Source organism: Paenibacillus sp. FSL H3-0329 (genome assembly GCF_037963285.1).
In the GTDB taxonomy this organism is placed as follows: domain Bacteria; phylum Bacillota; class Bacilli; order Paenibacillales; family Paenibacillaceae; genus Paenibacillus_AQ; species Paenibacillus_AQ odorifer.
Map to the genome: position 1 here is coordinate 5385283 of NZ_CP150150.1, position 20984 is coordinate 5406266.

Sequence of the window (20984 nt, forward strand, 5' to 3'; positions counted from 1 at the left end):
TCTATAAAATCGCTTATTAAGCAATTTTATAGACCTTTTTAGTATACCGGTGAGAGGAATGGAACCTATCGATATTTATTTTGAACGCATCAATAGATATAGGAAGTAAGGCACACTCAGCATTGTTACAATAATTCCTGCGGGAATATCTGACTTAAAGCTGACCGTTCGAGCAATCGTATCCGCTACAAGCAGCAATAGCGCACCAATAAGCGCTGAAGTAGGTAGAAGAACTTTGTAGTCGTGACCTACCAGCTTGCGAGCCACATGCGGACTAATCAATCCAATAAAGAAGATCGAGCCCCCGAGCGCTACACAGCCAGAAGCTATGCCTACAGCCGCAATTGCCAAGCGCAAAAATTTCTTCTTTACAGCGACTCCTAATCCTATCGAAATTTCGTTGCCTAGCACCAAGACGTTCAATGTCCTGAAATTAGAAAGAATATATGCGAATAGCAGCAATACCCAAGGTGCCAACAAGCTGATATAAGACCACTTGTCCCCCCATAAATATCCTGCTTGCCAACGCTGCGCAAACTCATACTTCTGGTCATCAAGCTTTAAAGTCAGGAATAGCGACAGCGCACTAAACCCCATATTGATTGCAACACCAGTCAAGACAAGTCGTGTAGAAGAAATCATACGACGTTTTCTATAGGCTAGAACATAGATCAGAGCTGCTGCCAGCAGACCGCCTAAGAATGCCATAGACGGCAGTAATAATGTTATAGCGGCGCCTTGAATGCTTACCGTTGAGATAATCAGCAACACCATAAGACCTGAACCTGAGCTAATACCAAGCATGCCGGGATCAGCCAGATCATTGCGCAGCAAAGCCTGCATAACTGCACCTGCCAGTGCCATCCCAAATCCAACAAGTATCGCTAATACGATCCGAGGAAGACGAAACTTATAAACAACGAGATTATGCTCCTCTGGACCTTGTCCAAGCAATACTTGAAATACTTCAAGTGGATTGAGGGACACCTTTCCCATATTAAGACTAAGAATAGCTCCTGCAATAAGCAGTATTAAAAGAGATAGAATCCATATTGTAGCCTTATGCGATTTAACAACATTCATTTGAAGGCTCTCCTCTCTTTGCTCGCAATTAGCAAGAAGAAAGGAACACCAATCATTGCAAAAATAATGCCCAGTGCTGTCTCTGCCGGACGATTAATCAGCCTTCCAGCGATATCCGCTACAACCATAAGTGCGCCGCCGTAAATGGCTGATGCCGGAATAATATAACGATAATCTACACCTACAAAAAAACGCATAATATGCGGAATAATTAACCCTACAAAGCCGATTGGCCCTACAAGTGCAACAGCTACACCCGCTAGTAAAAGGACCGCAAGCGTAGCTATCATCTTAACGAGAACGATCCGTTGCCCGAAGCCTTTCGCGATCTCTTCCCCCAAGTTTAAAATAGTGATAGAGCGTGCAATGAATAGTGACAAAGCCAGTCCACCTAAGAACCAAGGTATAACTAGCCTAATTTCCACCCATGTTGCTCCAGCCACACTACCCGAAGTCCAATAAGCAAGGGCACGACCAATTCCATAGTTTAATGAGATAAATGACCCCACAGCTCCAAATAGCATTGTAATTGATATTCCAGCTAGCACCAGTCGTTGAGGTGTCATTCCTGAACGATTCAATGAAGCGGCAAGATACGTTAATCCTGCTCCAAGTCCTGCGCCAATAAAGCTAACCAGCAGGGTTGTTGTCTGCAGTTGCCCTGGAAGAAAAACCAGTGTAACGGCCATTGCAAGAGCTGCTCCTGCATTCACTCCCATTAATCCGGAATCTGCTAAGGGATTTCGCGTATAGCCCTGCATAACCGCTCCTGCTACCGCGAGACACATCCCCGCAATAATATCAGCTGCTGTACGCGGAATACGAAGGGCATGAATAATCTGATGCTCGGTCAGTTCAGGATCAAAATTAAAAATCGCTGTCCATGCCATCTTCAGGCTCATGGAAGCAGAGCCAAATGAGATAGAAGCTGCTACTGAAAGCAGCAGCAGCAGTATCCCTAGGAGTAGAAACAGACCGAAATACGATTTCCCTCTTAAATCAGGGATAACGGTTGTTCTATCATCTAGCCTTCTATTTTTTTTCATACGCTGACACTAGCTTCTCTACTACAAAATCTAGTTGCTTATCAAGAGAGTAGATATCGGAATAATATGAAAAATCAAACCCAATTTCGATCAATCTACCTTCTTTAATTGCTGGAATGCTGTTCCAAATTGGATTGTCCGACAAATCATCAGCACCATCCCATACAGAGCGGAACACGAAGTCTCCTATATACTCTGGTAACACCTCTAAGGAAACAAACCCTCCAGTAGCCTTCTCTCTGCCATCAATCTTTTTCTGAAGAATCTCTGGTGCTTTTAGCCCTAAATATTCATAAATGATCTGAGAGCCCCTTCCATAAAGCTTGCTATCGATCACCGCCATCTCTTTTTTTCCGCCTTCGATAATGGTTACTGTCTTATCCAAAATTCCAAGTTCATCAAGCTGCTGCTTGCTCTTCTCCAACTTCTCGTGGAAATTATCTAATAGAGCTTGTGCCTCCTGCTCCTTGCCAAATACCTCGCCAATCTTCATTACACGTTCATCCGTCGCCATTTTTTCATAGGGAATTGGAACGGTCGGTGCAATATCCTTAAGGATTTCGTAAGTTTCTTCAGAAGCAGCTATGATCAAGTCCGGCTTTACTGCCATAATAGCCTCTGGATTAGGCTCATACCATGAACCTAGATCTTCAATCCCCCCCAGCTCTTCTGCAAAGGCCGCTCCTTCAAAAACACTCGAAGTACCTACTGGCTTAATGCCGAGGGCCACAAGATCCCCTTGAAGGTATAACACGACAACCCTCTTTGGATTAGCTGGAACAACAATATCTCCCTTTATTGTAGAGATAGTTCTTGTCTGAGCCTCCTTATTGACATTGTCAGCTGCAATTGAATTATTTGCTGGTGATGATGTAACTTCAGAAGCTTTGGATCCATTAGAATTTGTGGCATTAGAACCAACGCTTGCAGATCCACATGCACTTAAAAGCAAGGTAAAGCTAAGCAGCATCGCTACAATAAAACTTGACGTCTTTGTTAATCTCATAGGTGAAGACCCTCCGGTTATTTCATTTTGGTAATAGTAATGATAATGATTATCATACTCAATAACATTATATCGGGAGGATATGTGCTCGCCAATGGAGAATTTGGCGGTGGTAAATGGACGATTGTCCGATGAACTCACCTGCCTGCTTTCCTTGCGGAACCGGATGGGAGATTGACCATTGTATTTACTGAACATACGACTGAAGTAATATACATCGCTATATCCAACTTCTTCTGCAATATCGCGAAGTGGAGCATCGGTACATCGTAATAGCTCTTCTGCATGTTTAAGCCGGAATCGTATCAAATATTCAATCAAGCTAAACCCCGTCTCCCCTTTAAAGCGGGTTGATAAATGACGAGGGCTGTAATTAAATTGCTCCGCTATAGATTCTAGTGATAAATTATGACGATAATGCTCCTCAATATAACGGACAACCTGCCCAATGACATCCGGTTGCCTGAGGTTAATTCCATCCTTTGTGAACTGCTTTAATAATTCATGTATAAACTGATAGAACAAGCCTTTAACTTGAATTCTTTCCAATTGGCTTCCTTGTGCCCAAAGTTGTTCCATTGCCATTAGTTGATAGTGCAGTGGTAATGGCTCCAAAGACTCGAAGCTATACTGCATCCGAAATGGATTGCTGCGTTCTAAAAGTCTTGCTAAATCCTTTCTTCCTGGCAAGGAGGCTCTATAGAATAATAAATAGTATTCAAACAACTTCCCTGTCTCTATACTTAGTCTCATGCCCTTGCCACCATGCACAATAAAGTGACGGTCTGCGTCGTAATCTATGCCGTTGAGATTCAAGCTGGCCGTACCCCGCACACAGTAGATAAATCCGCATGCTGGTAATATATAGCCTTGCAGATTGTCCCCAGGCTCCATCACAGCATGTCGAATATCAAGTACTTTAACAGCAGCATAATTCCATGCGAAAATATGATCTTCCAGCTTCATCTTTGCCATACACTCCGATCTGCTCCACAATCTATTTGAATTAATTATATTCCACAACAATGATAATGATTATCAATTAGTATTAAGTAGTTCCTCTATTTTGTCAATCGCTGTTTAGTATCATGCTTGCTTATAGCTTCGAAGTGGAGCTTCCTCAGGAATGCCTCTATCTCATTCACATATCCTCTTACATTAATCATTCTCGGTACAACTAAGTCCAATTTCTTATTCACAACTGAAGGATGTATCAAAAGTTTTCCGGCACAGGCATGAACGGAATTGTAAAAAAACAAACAAAAAAGTTCATCAGATATAGTATCTAATGAACTTTGAGTTGATTTAGTTGGTACCGGTGAGAGGACTCGAACCTCCACGGTTTCCCTCTCGATTTTGAGTCGCTCATGCTATCGGGAAGATAGCAGAAACTAAGTCAAAGAAAAGGAATCTAAAGCCCGCGAAAATCCTTGTAAGATCAAGTTTTTTTGCGGGTTCTTTCGTTAGATTTAAACGCCGCAAGGCTTCCGGGAATCTTCTCAAATAGTAGTCGCTTTTGCACAAATGAGAGAACTCGGAGAGAACTATAACAGATCAGCCCGCTCCCTATCATTGACAGATAATATCGAAGCTTTGGCTTCAGGGAGGGGAATTGATATGAGAAAAACAACAGTAAACACTATCGCTAATCAAAAAGGCAGTACAGGCAAAACCACCACCGCTTATAACCTAGCTTACGCCTTATATAATGAAGGAAAAAAGATATTACTGATTGATTTGGATCCTCAAGGGAATCTAACGATGTACTTTGGTATCGAACAACCTGATAAACTCCCTTACTCTATGTTCAACATCAAGAACGCGATGATGACGGACGAACTGCTTCCATCGCCCGAAGAGTGCATTCATTCTCAAGGTAACATTGACCTGATTCCTAGCAACATTGAACTGTCTGTTGCCGAAATTAACCTACGGGATGAAAATGGCGGTGAAAAGACATTGACCCCTTTACTGGAACCGATGAAAGCCAACTATGACTACATCATTATAGACACGACTCCATTCACTTGGCTTACTCAATATCAATGCTTTGGTAGCACTCAACTGCTCAGATCATTGTGAAGGTAAAGAAGCGAATCAATCCACATATTCGCATTGAGGGCGACTTGATGACCAGGGGCGACACCCGTACCAATTTATATAATGAAACCATTCGTCTAGTGAAAGTGTGGTGTATCATAGAAGTCAGTGGTCCGGCAAGTTTATTTTGATCAATGAAAATGGACTCTAGACTCCAAAGCGAGGAAAACTGTCGACCTGTCTTTTACGTTATTCAAAAATAATTAAGTCATCTATCTCCCCTAACACAAAATACAAGAATCCCTTGAATTTATCAATCGTAACATTCCGTAAAATATCAGCAAAATCTTCATAATCTTTTATTACTTGAAAATTATTAAAGTAAACTTTATTCAATATCTCTGATTCGCATTCACTTCGACTTATTGGACTAAATCTATTACTGTATACATTTATCCTTAACTCCTCTTTTAACTCGTGGAAATTTACACTTTCAAGCATAAAATTTATTATCTGTTCCACATCTACCGTTATCTTATTTGGAGTCTCGTAAATATCATTGCTGCTCGTTAATTCAAATATATAGTAAATTCTAGTAGAGTCCTCATTACTAAAAAATATAATTTCAAATTTACAGTTATTTTTGACACCATAAGCTTTATCTAATAATTTGCAAATACTTATCAAGTACAATTCATTAAGAATCGTTTGTTCTTTGTTAAAAATCTTAGAAAAATAAGTACTAGAAAGTGCAACTTTTTTATCACTATTACAAAATAATTTAAATATTTGTACATCTATATTTAAATTAGATGCTATCCGTTCCAGTTCTTTGTCATGGAATTCTTGCTTTTCCACACAACCTTTTCGCTTTGTTTTTTGAGGCAAGTCAGAAATAACAAACTCATTTTTTTCATGATTAAAAATGAAATATCTTAAATTTCCTGCTACATAAATACTACTTAAAGTCTCAAATAATTGGTCAACGTTCAAACTTTTTACGTCCTCAAGTAGGCCTATTGGTCGAGAAACAATATCTTTATTTAAATAATGAATCATTACATTGATCTTTGCCACCTCATTGTGTTTCGATAGTATTTCTTCCTCGACCTCTCTAATGGCCATTAACATTAAGTCATAATATTCATTTTTATTATTTAATATCCTCCTCATATAGTTTTCAAATTCAAAGATAAGGTTTAAACCTACTTGGTACTTCGCATTGCTCCAACTATATAAGCAATAGCAGTAACTTGTTTGTCCTCTCAAATTACTTTCTTTCTCTGTGAAAAAATCTTTGAGCATCGCCAGTATAACAAAGTGCTCTAGAACGTGAGCTAAACCGTTGTTGCTAATACCATCTTTTTCTGATCCAGCTTCGCATAAAATAAAAAATGAATACATCATCTACCTTCTTTCCGAACTTCACTTCATTTTTTTATCCTTGATGTGTTTTAACTTTATGCGTAATGCTCAATCTAAGAAGTAAACCTCATTTTATTAATCCATCTTGGCAAAAATAGTAGGAGTATAAATAAAACTGCAACAGTAATGGAAGGAACGGCAATAATTCTAGAAATACCTCCATAGGGTTCAAAACTTGTGTAATAGCTGTTGAACTTGGCTATCTGCATGGGCAGAAAATTGCCCACATAATGTTTCAGAAAGAATACCTCACTCATCTGAATGGCGTAAGATATGGCTATGGTGAATAGTAACAGGGCGTAGCCAGTATAAATCTGTGTGACTAATACGCTGATCAATAAAGTAATCCCTGTCATCAGTGAGATTGCCACATATCCAATAACCAGGTTGATTAAAAACTGCTCGAAATAATTCACCGCAACCATTGATAAAAAAAATTGTGGACTACTTTGTATAGGCAAATCCGCTCCTTGTAAACCGTACATAAAGAATATAGGCGTAATGTAAATCGCCACCGCCGCCAGATAAAGCAATAAAGAGAGCTGGAAGGCGTTGATAATCCGTATCCTACTCAGCTTACGTTTTCCAAACCTCGTGGATTTGACCAGTCCGTCCACGCCCAAGGTCTCGTCTTCATTAAAAATTGGGACCAGTAGAATGGAAATGAGAACCAGGACAATAAAAACACACTGGCTCATCCCTGAGTTAACGTTCTTCCATCCCTCGGCATAACCCATCCGGATAGGTTCGGAGAGAGAAGCCGCTGCATAATTCCCGTTGCTGATTCCTTCCCTAGAACTCCCCGCTTCCTTCTGTGCACTTTTGATGATGTCTGCCCTGTCCTGATAAAATTGTTCTGCTGAGACATCTCGTATTCCAGTCCAGTTCCAGCCATACACTTGGATAATCATATCCAAGGCTGGCAAATCTGCAACATCCGCTTTATTCCTGTCTTCTGGTAGGCTAAGTTCTCTGTATTTTTCCAAAATTTTATTAATCTCAACTTCATCCAATACCTCCGGTTGATAGAAATACCGGTATTCCGTCCCATCTGTTACCTCATATCTTGCCTGATTTAAATAACCTGTTTTGATGGTGTCTAAGTTGTAAAAGGTAAGTATCAGAAACAATGCCAACAAAAAACCGAATATGTTTATGTTTAGGATTTTACTTCTGTTTACTTTTGATAAATAGCTCATGATTTCACCTACCTTCCTCTACTGTAAATAATATCTTCTCATCCATATAGAGATACCGATTCGAGATAAGAGAATGTACACAGTACCCAGAAACAGGGCGACAAAAACATAAGGAAATACAGTATTACCCACAAAATATAATTTCTCTATGCCTATAAGATTATTGATAAAGTTCTGGGGCATGAAGACCATCACTTTTTCAATCAGCGCCCCCCTCCCCATCTGATAAGTATTTACGAGATAAAAATAAATCAGTGAAAGTGCTAATACCAGTTTCCCTCTTTTAAAAACCACTGACAAAAACAGGATAAGATGCGTCACGACAAGTGTGGAAAAGTATCCCATGGAAATATAGAGTAACCCCTCTTGAAGCTGATTCATAGAATAAAATGTAATTGTTCCGATTTGAACCGAAGAGTCCCAGCCGTGCAGCGTATACACTGCGGTAATAAACAGCAGTATGATCGCAATATACACAAAATAGGCTATCGTAGAAAACACACAAGCGGCACCAAGCTTGTAGCTGAGCAGCCTCCTCCTGCTCTCCTTGGTGGATAAGGTCACCTTGTCAATTCCTTTGCTGCTGTTTTTGGAGAATCCCTCGCATAGGATAAAGGCCAAGAACATGAAGAAAAGGTAGATCGTATTTAATAAACCTATTTTCAGGTACTCCCAGCCACTATCGTATTTGAATAAAAATGGGGTGGGTACTTTTTGCATTTTCTGGGATATGATTTCGATTTGTTTCTCTGTATAAGGAAATAGATTTTGTTCAGTGGATAAATATTCGGTAAAACTGCCCTTCCAATCTACATAAAAATTGGCGAGCTGCTCATCCGTTAAATTTAAGCTGTTATCGAGAACACGGTACTTTATATATGGAAAGTTCAGTTCCCAGTTCAGCGCATCGTGAGGAAAAGTTAATCTTTTTCCCAACTTGCGATCTGTATCCACTTCGCCTTCAATATAAGGTTTGTCCACGCTGTTTTCGTAGTTTTGTTTCATTTGTAATAAATAATCCGTCGTCATCGTGCCCTCAACCGTGCGCTCCCTTAAAATTTTCCAGCCTCCAAGACCGCTATGTATGGTTCCCTCATCATCCAAGACATCTATACTCTTGGCGGTTTGAATCCAGGGGATCAGAATAATAGTGAGAAAGAGTAGGCTGATAATTACTGTATTTTTATTTAATATTTTTTTCAGTTCTAATGGAATGAAATTACGCATGGCTCCCACTCCCTAAGTAGATGTAGTAATCTTCCAGCGTGGGCTCGCATACGATTGCGCCTGATTCCTTTTCTCCCAAGTAACGGACATTAACAACGTTTTCTTCCTGCCGGATCCGTACGATCAGGTGCTTCTTTTTAAAGGAGGCCAGTCGCTCTCTGTCCATCTCCTCAGTAAATACTTTTCCTTTAATCCCGGATAACATCTTTTGCACATTACCTTGCTCTTTAATTTTCCCCTGATCTAGGATGATCACATTGGTGGTAATTGCTTCGATATCCGAAATAATGTGGGTAGAAAACAAGATGATCTTGTCCTGTCCCATTTCGCTTATGATGTTTGAAAAACGGATTCGCTCATGGGGGTCAAGCCCAGCGGTGGGCTCGTCAAAAATTAATATCTTCGGATCGTTAATAATGGCTTGGGCAATGCCCACCCGCCTTTTCATCCCTCCGGAAAAGGTTTTGACCTTTTTATTAGCAACATTCTCCAGGTTGACAAACTGTAATACCTCTGGAACTTTGTGCTTCAGTTCTTTTTTTGACAACCCCTTCAGTGCTCCCATATATTCCAGATATTCTGTTGCTGTAAACGCGGAATAAACCTCGAAATCCTGGGGAATATATCCCACAAGATTCCGGTAGTCGTCGTTCATATGGAAGATATCCTTGCCGTTAAAGGTAACCTTACCACTAGTTTGATGGTCAATTGCCACAAGAATTCTCATCAAGGTGCTTTTCCCTGCCCCATTATCTCCCAAAAGCCCATACACACCTTCAGGCAATGTAAAATTTAGTTCACTGATTGCCCGTTTCATTCCAAATGTTCTTGTTAAATTCTCCGCTTTAATTTCCATCGCTAATTTCCTCTCTCAATTGATATACGTCTCCTTCCGAGAGAACTTGCCATTCTTCTCCCGTAGACTTTCTACCTAACAGGAGGTTGGTATATTCTCCGTCCAGCTTTTTCACTTCCCATGCGAACAGATTTTCATTTTCGAATCCTGCTATGATACCTGTTTTTTCTTCCTTGTATAGAATATTTTGGATTCTCGGATCATCAGTGTTTCCCCTAGTGCCATTGTCCGCTGGTTCGGGAAACCGATCTGAATTTTCTCTCATGTATGCATCAACTGTTTTGTAGATGCCTGTTATATCCTCGATAGAAAGAGATGGAACTTCTATTGTTGGCCTAATTGATGACTCTTTTCTTCCTTGCTCCCGATAAGTTCTTTCATTTTTTTTCCTCCCTTCATCAAGACGTTTGTCCAAGGCAATATCCTCAAAAGTCCTTTTATCATCTAACGTTGCATCCTTTGGAGTTTCCTCATTGCCCGGACTCTTATTCTCTGACTTTACATCCTTCGGATTATTATCTAAGATAATTAAATCCTCTGAGATGGTTTTATCATCCTGTATGCTTGCATATTCTGAGTAGCTGCTTCGATTTTGGAAGTAGAGGCTTCCTCCAATCAAAATGGTTATAGTTAATACAAACATTAAGATTTTTTTCACTAAGACACCTCCATTTTTAATATGTAATTCTACATTTTATCGTTTATTTCAACTGACTTAATTTTCCGTATAAATTTAATTTATCACCAATTTTCTCAACTTCCATTTTATACCTATTCTTCTTGGTACAAATTATAGATTGAACACCTTAAAAATCTAGGTGTGTAGATCTTAAATTTTTATTAACAAATGGTTGTCAATGGTATTATGAGTAAAATCTCCTGAATGATAGATCTTGGGATCAGTCTGTAGCCGAATTTTTTGTATGACCATTTCGCATCACTATAAAAAATTGAACAGCTTCATCCGAAAAAATCGGTAATTGAAAAGATAAAGAGAACAATAACAAATAAAACTTCCGTTTTATTGAACAGTGGTATTATCCCCTTCAAGTAGACACTCGAAAAAAAATACATGTTATCATGGAGATTCGAGTAACACTTGGAGGGGATATTTTTATGGCGAAAAAAGGACAAACATTTCAGATGTATACAGAAGCATTTAAATTAAAGGCGGTTAGAACCTACTTAGATGGATCATCTAGCTATACGATCATAGCTGAACAACAAGGTATCCGTAGTTGCACGCAATTGAAGGTTTGGGTGAGAAAATGGAAAAACGGAGATTCTTTCGATGAACGTAAAAATGAGGAAAAAGAGATGAATCCTGGGAAAGGTCGCTCTCGCACGTCCTTTGGTAGTGTCGAAGAAGAAAGTGACTACCTGAAAGCGCAGGTGGATATTTAAAAAAGCGGTATCCAAATCTAATAAAGGAGAAGCTCCCAGGCAGCGAGAGAACTACGCTACCCGCATCATATTACAGACCTCTTAGCGATTGCAGGGATATCACGGACCAGTTACTACAAATGGCTAGCTACATAGCCTAAGCGTCAGAGCCAGGAATGATAAAAATCAAGAGATCAAGGAACACATGATGGCCATTCATTTTTCGCATCCAGATTTAGGCTATCCTCGCATTTCGACTGCCTTGTAGGAGGCAGGCTTCAACGTGAATCACAAGAAAGTATGGCGAATCATGAAAGAACTATCGATCAAATCTATCATTCGAAAGAATCGAAGACAGTCTAGTTATACCCTTTCTATCGTTTTCCCGAATCGCTTAAAACGTAAATTTCATGCCACAGCACCACAGCACCACAGCAAAAAATGGTAACGGATATTACCTATATTTCGGACGGAACTAACTTTCATTACTTATCCGTCATACAAGATCTATTCAACAACGAGCTTGTCACTTTGCAATTGTCAGAACGTAACGATGTTCAACTCGTGTTGGATACGGTCACGAAGTGGACAAGAAAAAGAGACGTACATTGGAAGCCGTGCTCCATTCGGTTCAGGGCTTCCAATACACGTCTCAGGCATACAATACAGGATTAGAGGTATTCGGCATTAAAGGCAGCACTCTCGCAAAGCTACCTCCCTAGATAATGCATGTTTCGAATCCTTCTTTTCGCATCTCAAAACAGAGAAGTTGTACCTCAAACAGTATAATTCAAGAGCGGAAATATCACCGCTTTCAAGCAAAACTATCGGTGCGCGCTGGCAGCATAGCTTTTTTCATTTGTCTACTTGACAGGGGTATGACCAATACTCAGAAAATAAAAAAACTTGTAAAATTGCTGGAAGCAATCTTACAAGTTTTTTTCGATATACCGGTGAGAGGACTCGAACCTCCACGGTTTCCCTCTCGATTTTGAGTCGAGCGCGTCTGCCATTCCGCCACACCGGCAAAGTATTAAGTTAAAATATGGCGCGCCCTGAGAGATTCGAACTCCCGGCCTTTTGATTCGTAGTCAAACGCTCTATCCAGCTGAGCTAAGGGCGCAAAATTTATATGGAGCGGACGACGGGAATCGAACCCGCGACCCTCGCCTTGGCAAGGCGATGCTCTACCGCTGAGCCACGTCCGCACACGGTATGTATTGATGTCCGACTCACTAAAGAAGTGAGCCATGAAGGACTCGAACCTTCGACACCCTGATTAAAAGTCAGGTGCTCTACCAACTGAGCTAATGGCTCATAAAGCAAGAAAATGGCGGAACCGACGGGATTCGAACCCGCGGTCTCCTGCGTGACAGGCAGGCATGTTAGGCCAACTACACCACGGTTCCAGAAGAATAATTGCTTAATGAAAATTGGTTGCGGGGGCAGGATTTGAACCTGCGACCTTCGGGTTATGAGCCCGACGAGCTACCGGGCTGCTCCACCCCGCGTCAGTAAAAAAGTATTAATTTCCTTTGATTCCCCGGAAAGTATCCGGAATCCTCAGTGAAGCATTAACTTCACTTTTGGGGATGTGTTATGGTGGAGGCTGAGGGGATCGAACCCCCGACCCTCTGCTTGTAAGGCAGATGCTCTCCCAGCTGAGCTAAGCCTCCATGTAAAGAAGCAACTTAATTATCATAACATAATCAAATCTGTAATGCAACCATTTTTTCTAGAAGTCTAATGCCGTTTCAAGAAGAAATGGTGACCCGTATGGGATTCGAACCCATGTTACCTCCGTGAAAGGGAGGTGTCTTAACCCCTTGACCAACGGGCCGTTTTAAAAACAAATTGTTTTGACAACAAAAAAGATTATATCATGTATTATTAAGTATAGCAATACCTAAACTAATTATTTTTCTTTCTACTCTTCACTAGGTAATAGATTGATATGAAGCTTTTGAGCTATTATCTCAACAATTTCACCCGTAGTTCTATCATTCGTGTCTAGATGCTGCTTAAACACCTCGTGATCAAGCCCTGTGATGCACCTGTCGATCTGCTGAGCAGCCCAAGAGTCTTTTCATTCACCTCTCGCTTAATCTCTTAAGCAAGGTCTCTCGGGAGGCACACAAACTAAAATGATAAAGCTTTATACCTCCATCCATTAACTTGCCGATGATTTCCCTGCAATAATCCGGATTCATTAGGGTCATAGGCACGATAATTATTCCATCATATTCGCTAGCTATGTTTTTCTTCGATACATTTCATATGCGGTTTGTGTCTTCCCTGAACCAAAAGCACCATTGATCCATATAATCATGATCATTTGCCTCCGTGAACTAATTTTCATTCGAAGAAATCACTCACAATGATTGCCTATCCTTATAATAAGCGGATAAATATCATACAACAAAAAGACCACTGTCGATAACTCAACAGTGGTCTTGCGTGCTTGGCAACGTCCTACTCTCCCAGGACCCTTCGGTCCAAGTACCATCGGCGCTGGAGGGCTTAACGGTCGTGTTCGGGATGGGTACGTGTGGAACCCCTCCGCTATCGCCACCAAACGGGCATTTGCGGTACAAATGCATTATTCAGGTCTCAGCATCGCCAAATGCTGAAAACAAATTCATCATCAAACAGTCACTTGGACTATATAAATCTGAGCTTGATTCCTGAAAACTGAATCCGAAACGAATTTGCATTCTACGTATAGGATAAGCCCTCGACCGATTAGTATTGGTCAGCTCCATGCATTGCTGCACTTCCACCTCCAACCTATCTACCTCGTCGTCTTCAAGGGGTCTTACTAATTGGGAAATCTCATCTTGAGGGGGGCTTCACGCTTAGATGCTTTCAGCGCTTATCCCGTCCGTACGTAGCTACCCAGCCATGCTCCTGGCGGAACAACTGGTGCACCAGCGGTACGTCCATCCCGGTCCTCTCGTACTAAGGACAGCTCCTCTCAAATTTCCTGCGCCCACGACAGATAGGGACCGAACTGTCTCACGACGTTCTGAACCCAGCTCGCGTACCGCTTTAATGGGCGAACAGCCCAACCCTTGGGACCTACTTCAGCCCCAGGATGCGATGAGCCGACATCGAGGTGCCAAACCTCCCCGTCGATGTGGACTCTTGGGGGAGATAAGCCTGTTATCCCCAGGGTAGCTTTTATCCGTTGAGCGATGGCCCTTCCATGCGGTACCACCGGATCACTAAGTCCGACTTTCGTCCCTGCTCGACTTGTAGGTCTCGCAGTCAAGCTCCCTTATGCCTTTGCACTCTGCGAATGATTTCCAACCATTCTGAGGGAACCTTGGAACGCCTCCGTTACTCTTTAGGAGGCGACCGCCCCAGTCAAACTGCCCGCCTGACACGGTCCCCGTACCCGATAAGGGTACTAGGTTAGAACCTAGATACGATCAGGGTGGTATCCCAACGGCGCCTCCACCGAAGCTTGCGCTCCGATTTCTACGGCTCCCACCTATCCTGTACAGATCGTACCCAAATTCAATATCAAGCTGCAGTAAAGCTCCATGGGGTCTTTCCGTCTTGTCGCGGGTAACCTGCATCTTCACAGGTATTAAAATTTCACCGGATCTCTCGTTGAGACAGCGCCCAAGTCGTTACGCCATTCGTGCGGGTCAGAATTTACCTGACAAGGAATTTCGCTACCTTAGGACCGTTATAGTTACGGCCGCCGTTTACTGGGGCTTCGGTTCATAGCTTCGGGTTACCCCTAACCACTCCCCTTAACCTTCCAGCACCGGGCAGGCGTCAGCCCGTATACTTCGCCTTGCGGCTTCGCACAGACCTGTGTTTTTGCTAAACAGTCGCTTGGGCCTTTTCACTGCGGCCCCCTCGTGCTATTCACACTACCGGGGCACCCCTTCTCCCGAAGTTACGGGGTCATTTTGCCGAGTTCCTTAACGAGAGTTCTTCCGCGCGCCTTAGAATTCTCTTCTCGCCTACCTGTGTCGGTTTGCGGTACGGGCACCTTCTCCTGGCTAGAGGCTTTTCTTGGCAGTGTGAGATCATGACCTTCGCTACTATAATTTTCGCTCCCCATCACAGCCCAGCCTTATCGATGTGCGGATTTGCCTACACATCAGCCTCACTGCTTAGACGGACATCCATCAGTCCGCGTCACTACCCTCCTGCGTCACCCCATCGCTCATAGCGGATTACGGTGGTACAGTAATTTCAAACTGTTGTCCTTCGACTACGCCTTTCGGCCTCGCCTTAGGTCCCGACTTACCCTGAGCGGACGAGCCTTCCTCAGGAAACCTTGGGCTTTCGGCGGATCAGATTCTCACTGATCTTTTCGTTACTCATACCGGCATTCTCACTTGTGTAGTGTCCAGCGCTCTTTTCAGTACACCTTCAACCCCTACACAACGCTCCCCTACCCCAGATACATAGTATCTAGCCATAGCTTCGGTGGTGTGTTTAGCCCCGTTACATTTTCGGCGCAGAGTCACTCGACCAGTGAGCTATTACGCACTCTTTCAATGGTGGCTGCTTCTAAGCCAACATCCTGGTTGTCTGTGCAACTCCACATCCTTTCCCACTTAACACACACTTGGGGACCTTAGCTGATGGTCTGGGCTGTTTCCCTTTTGACAATGGATCTTAGCACTCACTGTCTGACTCCCGGCAATAAGTATATGGCATTCGGAGTTTGACTGAGCTTGGTAATCCTTGCGGACCCCGCACCCAATCAGTGCTCTACCTCCACTACTCTTATACCGAGGCTAGCCCTAAAGCTATTTCGGGGAGAACCAGCTATCTCCGAGTTCGATTGGAATTTCTCCGCTACCCCCACCTCATCCCCGCACTTTTCAACGTACGTGGGTTCGGGCCTCCAGTGCGTGTTACCGCACCTTCACCCTGGACAGGGGTAGATCACACGGTTTCGGGTCTACGTCCACATACTCAATCGCCCTATTCAGACTCGCTTTCGCTGCGGCTCCACCTTCTCGGCTTAACCTTGCATGTTAAACGTAACTCGCCGGTTCATTCTACAAAAGGCACGCCATCACCCATAGATCGGGCTCTGACTTTTTGTAAGCACACGGTTTCAGGTTCTATTTCACTCCCCTTCCGGGGTGCTTTTCACCTTTCCCTCACGGTACTGTTTCACTATCGGTCGCCAGGTAGTATTTAGCCTTAGCAGATGGTCCTGCTGGATTCATACGGGGTTTCACGTGCCCCGCACTACTCGGGATCCGTCTCGGAGAGAACACAGTTTAGGTTACAGGGCTTTTACCTCTATCGCGGGCCTTTCCAGACCTCTTCACCTACCATATTCCTTTGTAACTCCATGTGAGACGTCCCACAACCCCAAGAGGCAAGCCCCTTGGTTTAGGCTGTTCCGCGTTCGCTCGCCGCTACTGACGGAATCACTATTGTTTTCTCTTCCTCAGGGTACTTAGATGTTTCAGTTCCCCTGGTCTGCCTCTACACACCCTATGTATTCAGGTATGAGTAACTGCGAATTACCACAGCTGGGTTTCCCCATTCGGACACCCCCGGATCAAAGCTTGCTTACAGCTCCCCGAGGCAGTTTCGTTGTTCGCCACGTCCTTCGTCGGCTCCTGGCGCCTAGGCATCCTCCGTGTGCTCTTATTAGCTTAACCTTGATTCTTCCGAAGAAAAATCTCACTAATAACATTTACTTGTTTGCACAAGTTGCTAAAAGATGTTCTAAAACGCAAATTCGTTTCGGTATCCAGTTTTCAAGGATCAAGTCTTACTTGAGAGCTTAAACTCTCAAAACTGAGCAACGAGTGAGTAACAGGCCTAAACCTGAGATTGTGGAAGCTAAGCTTCCGATTTGAATGTCTTCATTGCAGAAGACGATTCTCCATAGAAAGGAGGTGATCCAGCCGCACCTTCCGATACGGCTACCTTGTTACGACTTCACCCCAATCATCTACCCCACCTTCGGCGGCTGGCTCCCTTGCGGGTTACCCCACCGACTTCGGGTGTTGTAAACTCTCGTGGTGTGACGGGCGGTGTGTACAAGACCCGGGAACGTATTCACCGCGGCATGCTGATCCGCGATTACTAGCAATTCCGACTTCATGCAGGCGAGTTGCAGCCTGCAATCCGAACTGAGACCGGCTTTGATGGGATTGGCTCCACCTCGCGGCTTCGCTTCCCGTTGTACCGGCCATTGTAGTACGTGTGTAGCCCAGGTCATAAGGGGCATGATGATTTGACGTCATCCCCACCTTCCTCCGGTTTGTCACCGGCAGTCACTCTAGAGTGCCCAGCATTACCTGCTGGCAACTAAAGTTAAGGGTTGCGCTCGTTGCGGGACTTAACCCAACATCTCACGACACGAGCTGACGACAACCATGCACCACCTGTCTCCTCTGTCCCGAAGGCCGCTGCTATCTCTAGCAGATTCAGAGGGATGTCAAGACCTGGTAAGGTTCTTCGCGTTGCTTCGAATTAAACCACATACTCCACTGCTTGTGCGGGTCCCCGTCAATTCCTTTGAGTTTCAGTCTTGCGACCGTACTCCCCAGGCGGAGTGCTTACTGTGTTAACTTCGGCACCAAGGGTATCGAAACCCCTAACACCTAGCACTCATCGTTTACGGCGTGGACTACCAGGGTATCTAATCCTGTTTGCTCCCCACGCTTTCGCGCCTCAGCGTCAGTTACAGCCCAGAAAGTCGCCTTCGCCACTGGTGTTCCTCCACATATCTACGCATTTCACCGCTACACGTGGAATTCCACTTTCCTCTTCTGTACTCAAGCCACCCAGTTTCCAGTGCGACCTCAGGTTGAGCCCAAGGTTTAAACACCAGACTTAAATAGCCGCCTGCGCGCGCTTTACGCCCAATAATTCCGGACAACGCTTGCCCCCTACGTATTACCGCGGCTGCTGGCACGTAGTTAGCCGGGGCTTTCTTCTCAGGTACCGTCACTCCGGTAGCAGTTACTCTACCGGACGTTCTTCCCTGGCAACAGAGCTTTACGATCCGAAAACCTTCATCACTCACGCGGCGTTGCTCCGTCAGGCTTTCGCCCATTGCGGAAGATTCCCTACTGCTGCCTCCCGTAGGAGTCTGGGCCGTGTCTCAGTCCCAGTGTGGCCGTTCACCCTCTCAGGTCGGCTACGCATCGTCGCCTTGGTGGGCCGTTACCCCACCAACTAGCTAATGCGCCGCAGGCCCATCCCTCAGTGACAGATTGCTCCGTCTTTCATTCTTCTCTCAGGAGAAAAAAGAAATTATCCGGTATTAGCTACCGTTTCCGGTAGTTATCCCAGTCTGAAGGGCAGGTTGCCTACGTGTTACTCACCCGTCCGCCGCTAAGTTACTTTGAAAGCAAGCTTTCAAAGTAACTCCGCTCGACTTGCATGTATTAGGCACGCCGCCAGCGTTCGTCCTGAGCCAGGATCAAACTCTCCAATTAGTATTGAAAAGAGCGATATGCTCATTTTGAAACATCTGACGAGAAAATTAATTCTCTAATTTTGGATATCACTTACGTGATTTCCTACTCACTCGTTGTTCAGTTTTCAAAGATCAAGTTCTCGTTGACGCCGCTTAATGTCTCAGCAGCAACTCTTATAATATATCATGCTTTCTGATTTATTGCAACTCTTTTTTTCAAAGTTCTTTGCAATCTAATTCAGATTAACATTCACCAACCGAAAGCTTTATAGATCCTCTTTGCGACTGGATTTATAATGTACCATATATCCCTATATAAAAACAATACTTAAAAATTTATATTTTATAAATAAGTGCTTTTGCCCCACTTTATTTAACATCTTTTATCCCTATTTACCTATAAAAAACGTGTAGATTCTAAGGATACAGAATCTACACGTGTGTCCGGACAGCGGCTTGTTATATAAATTTATTAGTTTGAAATCCAAGGATTTCTACGTTTTTTAGTACTCGCTGCTGAACCTTGAGATTTCGTAGCAGTTTTGCTTTTCTTGCTACTAGGTTGACCTGAGGTCTTTGCTTTTTTGCCTGTTGCTGTTTCCTTTGCTACACTCCCCTTATTCTTGAGAGAAGCGTTAGAAGTTAACTCATCAGTCTCTGTTCTAGCCGCTTCAGGAGATTCCTGCACGAACGCTTCAGGTTCTTGAATTTCCGGCACCCGATTATGCTGCGAATAATTACCTATCCCTGGATACTGCGGATTGGATGGAATATTAGAGTTATCCTGTCCGCCAAATGCTCCAAGCGTAGAAGTAGGAACCATTCCCTGATTAGGCATTCCTGCTCCATATGCAGAAAAAGCGTTTGGATTCCCATATTCAGGATAGGTGTTGTATACAGGCATGTCATATGAATAAGTTTGCACTGGTTGAATATGCACGCCTCCGCACCCACAAGTTGGCCAAGGAAGGTTCGGCGTCTGTCCTCCATATTGAGGAACAGCATACGGGGAGAAATCCCCGCCTACGTTCATGCCAGCAACATTAGCCTCCATCGGATTCCACTGTCCTGGAGGGGCAGCATTGGGACTCCATTGTTCTGGGCTTATGTTAGGCGCTGCATTGGGATTCCACTGTTCCGGGCTTATGTTTGGCGCGGCATTGGGATTCCACTGTTCCGGGCTTATGTTTGGCGCGGCATTGGGATTCCACTGTTCTGGGCTCATATTAGAATACATATTGCCCGAAAAATAACATGGGGAAATACATTCTGGTGCATAAGCCATTGGCTGAACATAACTTGGTGCCCAGTTCATGTTCATATTAGGGCTATTTTGATATGAATCATAGAGATAAGGATTTCCTCCCAAGCCCGGGTATCCGTTGGAATTATCCCATGAGCAATCATTGTCTGCTTTCTTCTCAGCTTTAGGTGCTTCTTGTTGAGCAACCGGTTCTTGATTTGGAACCGTAATCTGAACAAATAAACTCTGCATTTCAATTTCTTGCACTGGAGCAACTTCCATTTGCATATTAGGCGCAGGATTTGGTGCAATATTTTGTGTATTAATAGGGGCGATGTTTAGCGATGGGTGTGGTGCAGAATTAGATTCAGGTGAGATATTTGTCACTGGTTTAGGTGCTGGTTTAGCTTCTGGCTTTATTTCTGGTTTAGTTTCCGGTTTAGGTGCAGGCACTACTTCAGCAGCAGGCTGTTCTTTGGGACCTGTATATTCCTTGCCACCCACTTGTGTTTTCTCTGAGGCGTTAGAAGGTGTATACCCAGGCTGTGTGGGTGAGGTATTGGATACTTTTTTAGGGATATTAACTACTTCCCCTAGCATAAGTACATTTGGATTCTTTAATTGGGGATTGGCCTCAACCATATCCTTTAAAGGAATTCCCCAGGCTTTAGATAATTTCCACAAGGTATCTCCTTGTTTAACGGTGTGCTTGTAGTAAACTTCACTGTTCTCCGGTACGGATACTGGGGCCGTAGGTATTTTTACTTTGTCTCCAACCGCTAATACGTTCGGATTACTGATCTGCGGGTTAGCTTCAATAAGTTTTTGTAACGGCACTCCGTACTTTTGCGATAATGCATACAAACTATCGCCTTGTTTGACAATGTGTATTTTCACGTAGCATTAACCTCCTAAAAGTTTTGTGGAGTATTGCTTTCTTTACAGCTACACAGCAAAACTGACTTCGAAAGCAAACACCCTTTTCATGGAACATTGCTCTCTTACAAAGTTATATGCGGTACAGCCGCCTCCTTCGTTACTACATCTTATGCAGCC

At 43.5% G+C, this 20984-nt stretch carries 12 protein-coding genes, 8 tRNA genes and 3 rRNA genes; 3 read left to right on the top strand and 20 right to left on the bottom strand.

Annotation, left to right across the window (positions count from 1 at the left end; all coding sequences use genetic code 11):
* Nucleotides 1-75: 75 nt before the first annotated feature.
* The 3 genes from NSQ66_RS23830 to NSQ66_RS23840 are packed head-to-tail and all read right to left on the bottom strand — an operon-like array spanning nucleotide 76 to nucleotide 4110.
* Nucleotides 76-1083 (bottom strand): iron ABC transporter permease, encoded by a 1008-nt coding sequence (locus NSQ66_RS23830; protein WP_076098983.1) that lies wholly within the window; start codon nucleotides 1081-1083, stop codon nucleotides 76-78.
* On the bottom strand, nucleotides 1080-2129 hold the full coding sequence (locus NSQ66_RS23835; protein WP_081382417.1) for an iron ABC transporter permease: 1050 nt from the start codon (nucleotides 2127-2129) through the stop codon (nucleotides 1080-1082). The genes NSQ66_RS23830 and NSQ66_RS23835 overlap by 4 nt, the downstream gene beginning before the upstream one ends.
* A complete protein-coding gene (locus NSQ66_RS23840) occupies nucleotides 2116-4110 on the bottom strand; it encodes an AraC family transcriptional regulator (RefSeq protein ID WP_256717658.1) in 1995 nt (664 codons plus the stop codon). Before NSQ66_RS23840 ends, NSQ66_RS23835 begins: the two co-directional genes overlap by 14 nt.
* A gap of 642 nt (nucleotides 4111-4752) precedes the next feature.
* Between NSQ66_RS23840 and NSQ66_RS23845 the strand changes: the two genes are divergently transcribed.
* Nucleotides 4753-5217: an AAA family ATPase gene (locus tag NSQ66_RS23845; protein ID WP_076215921.1), complete on the top strand. Its 465-nt coding sequence runs from the start codon at nucleotides 4753-4755 to the stop codon at nucleotides 5215-5217.
* Between the two features lie 207 nt (nucleotides 5218-5424).
* Here the strand turns inward: NSQ66_RS23845 and NSQ66_RS23850 are convergent, their stop codons facing one another.
* The 5 genes from NSQ66_RS23850 to NSQ66_RS23870 form a co-directional block, all read right to left on the bottom strand.
* A complete protein-coding gene (locus NSQ66_RS23850; protein ID WP_143763182.1) occupies nucleotides 5425-6582 on the bottom strand; it encodes a hypothetical protein in 1158 nt (385 codons plus the stop codon).
* Nucleotides 6583-6653: 71 nt separating this feature from the next.
* The gene (locus NSQ66_RS23855) at nucleotides 6654-7736 is read right to left on the bottom strand and encodes a hypothetical protein (protein WP_339279431.1); all 1083 of its coding nucleotides are present in this window, start codon (nucleotides 7734-7736) and stop codon (nucleotides 6654-6656) included.
* 81 nt (nucleotides 7737-7817) lie between these two features.
* A complete protein-coding gene (locus NSQ66_RS23860) occupies nucleotides 7818-9026 on the bottom strand; it encodes a hypothetical protein (protein WP_076148063.1) in 1209 nt (402 codons plus the stop codon).
* On the bottom strand, nucleotides 9019-9882 hold the full coding sequence (locus NSQ66_RS23865; protein WP_076142375.1) for an ABC transporter ATP-binding protein: 864 nt from the start codon (nucleotides 9880-9882) through the stop codon (nucleotides 9019-9021). The genes NSQ66_RS23860 and NSQ66_RS23865 overlap by 8 nt, the downstream gene beginning before the upstream one ends.
* Nucleotides 9872-10540, bottom strand: a complete 669-nt coding sequence (locus tag NSQ66_RS23870; protein WP_076142374.1) for a hypothetical protein — start codon at nucleotides 10538-10540, stop codon at nucleotides 9872-9874. The genes NSQ66_RS23865 and NSQ66_RS23870 overlap by 11 nt, the downstream gene beginning before the upstream one ends.
* Nucleotides 10541-10998: 458 nt before the next feature.
* Between NSQ66_RS23870 and NSQ66_RS23875 the strand changes: the two genes are divergently transcribed.
* Entirely contained in the window at nucleotides 10999-11286 is a 288-nt protein-coding gene (locus tag NSQ66_RS23875; RefSeq protein WP_339279432.1) for a transposase, read from the top strand.
* A 262-nt stretch (nucleotides 11287-11548) separates the two neighbouring features.
* Nucleotides 11549-11713, top strand: a complete 165-nt coding sequence (locus NSQ66_RS23880; RefSeq protein WP_139331146.1) for a hypothetical protein — start codon at nucleotides 11549-11551, stop codon at nucleotides 11711-11713.
* A 500-nt stretch (nucleotides 11714-12213) separates the two neighbouring features.
* Here the strand turns inward: NSQ66_RS23880 and NSQ66_RS23885 are convergent.
* The 12 genes from NSQ66_RS23885 to NSQ66_RS23940 all read right to left on the bottom strand — a co-directional run bounded on the left by NSQ66_RS23885 (nucleotide 12214) and on the right by NSQ66_RS23940 (nucleotide 20825).
* A tRNA-Leu gene (locus NSQ66_RS23885) sits at nucleotides 12214-12292 on the bottom strand.
* A gap of 19 nt (nucleotides 12293-12311) precedes the next feature.
* Nucleotides 12312-12388 (bottom strand) — tRNA-Arg (locus tag NSQ66_RS23890).
* A 10-nt stretch (nucleotides 12389-12398) separates the two neighbouring features.
* Nucleotides 12399-12473: transfer RNA gene (locus tag NSQ66_RS23895), tRNA-Gly, on the bottom strand.
* Nucleotides 12474-12509: 36 nt separating this feature from the next.
* Nucleotides 12510-12582 (bottom strand) — tRNA-Lys (locus tag NSQ66_RS23900).
* A 14-nt stretch (nucleotides 12583-12596) separates the two neighbouring features.
* Nucleotides 12597-12674, bottom strand: a tRNA-Asp gene (locus NSQ66_RS23905).
* 25 nt (nucleotides 12675-12699) lie between these two features.
* Nucleotides 12700-12776: transfer RNA gene (locus NSQ66_RS23910), tRNA-Met, on the bottom strand.
* A gap of 89 nt (nucleotides 12777-12865) precedes the next feature.
* Nucleotides 12866-12941 (bottom strand) — tRNA-Val (locus NSQ66_RS23915).
* An 89-nt stretch (nucleotides 12942-13030) separates the two neighbouring features.
* Nucleotides 13031-13105 (bottom strand) — tRNA-Glu (locus NSQ66_RS23920).
* 619 nt (nucleotides 13106-13724) lie between these two features.
* Nucleotides 13725-13841: ribosomal RNA gene (gene rrf, locus NSQ66_RS23925) — 5S ribosomal RNA — on the bottom strand.
* Between the two features lie 146 nt (nucleotides 13842-13987).
* Nucleotides 13988-16913, bottom strand: a 23S ribosomal RNA gene (locus NSQ66_RS23930).
* A gap of 233 nt (nucleotides 16914-17146) precedes the next feature.
* Nucleotides 17147-18704: ribosomal RNA gene (locus NSQ66_RS23935) — 16S ribosomal RNA — on the bottom strand.
* Together the 16S, 23S and 5S rRNA genes form the textbook arrangement of a ribosomal RNA operon.
* Before the next feature lie 453 nt (nucleotides 18705-19157).
* Nucleotides 19158-20825: a LysM peptidoglycan-binding domain-containing protein gene (locus NSQ66_RS23940; protein WP_339279433.1), complete on the bottom strand. Its 1668-nt coding sequence runs from the start codon at nucleotides 20823-20825 to the stop codon at nucleotides 19158-19160.
* Nucleotides 20826-20984: the final 159 nt, after the last annotated feature.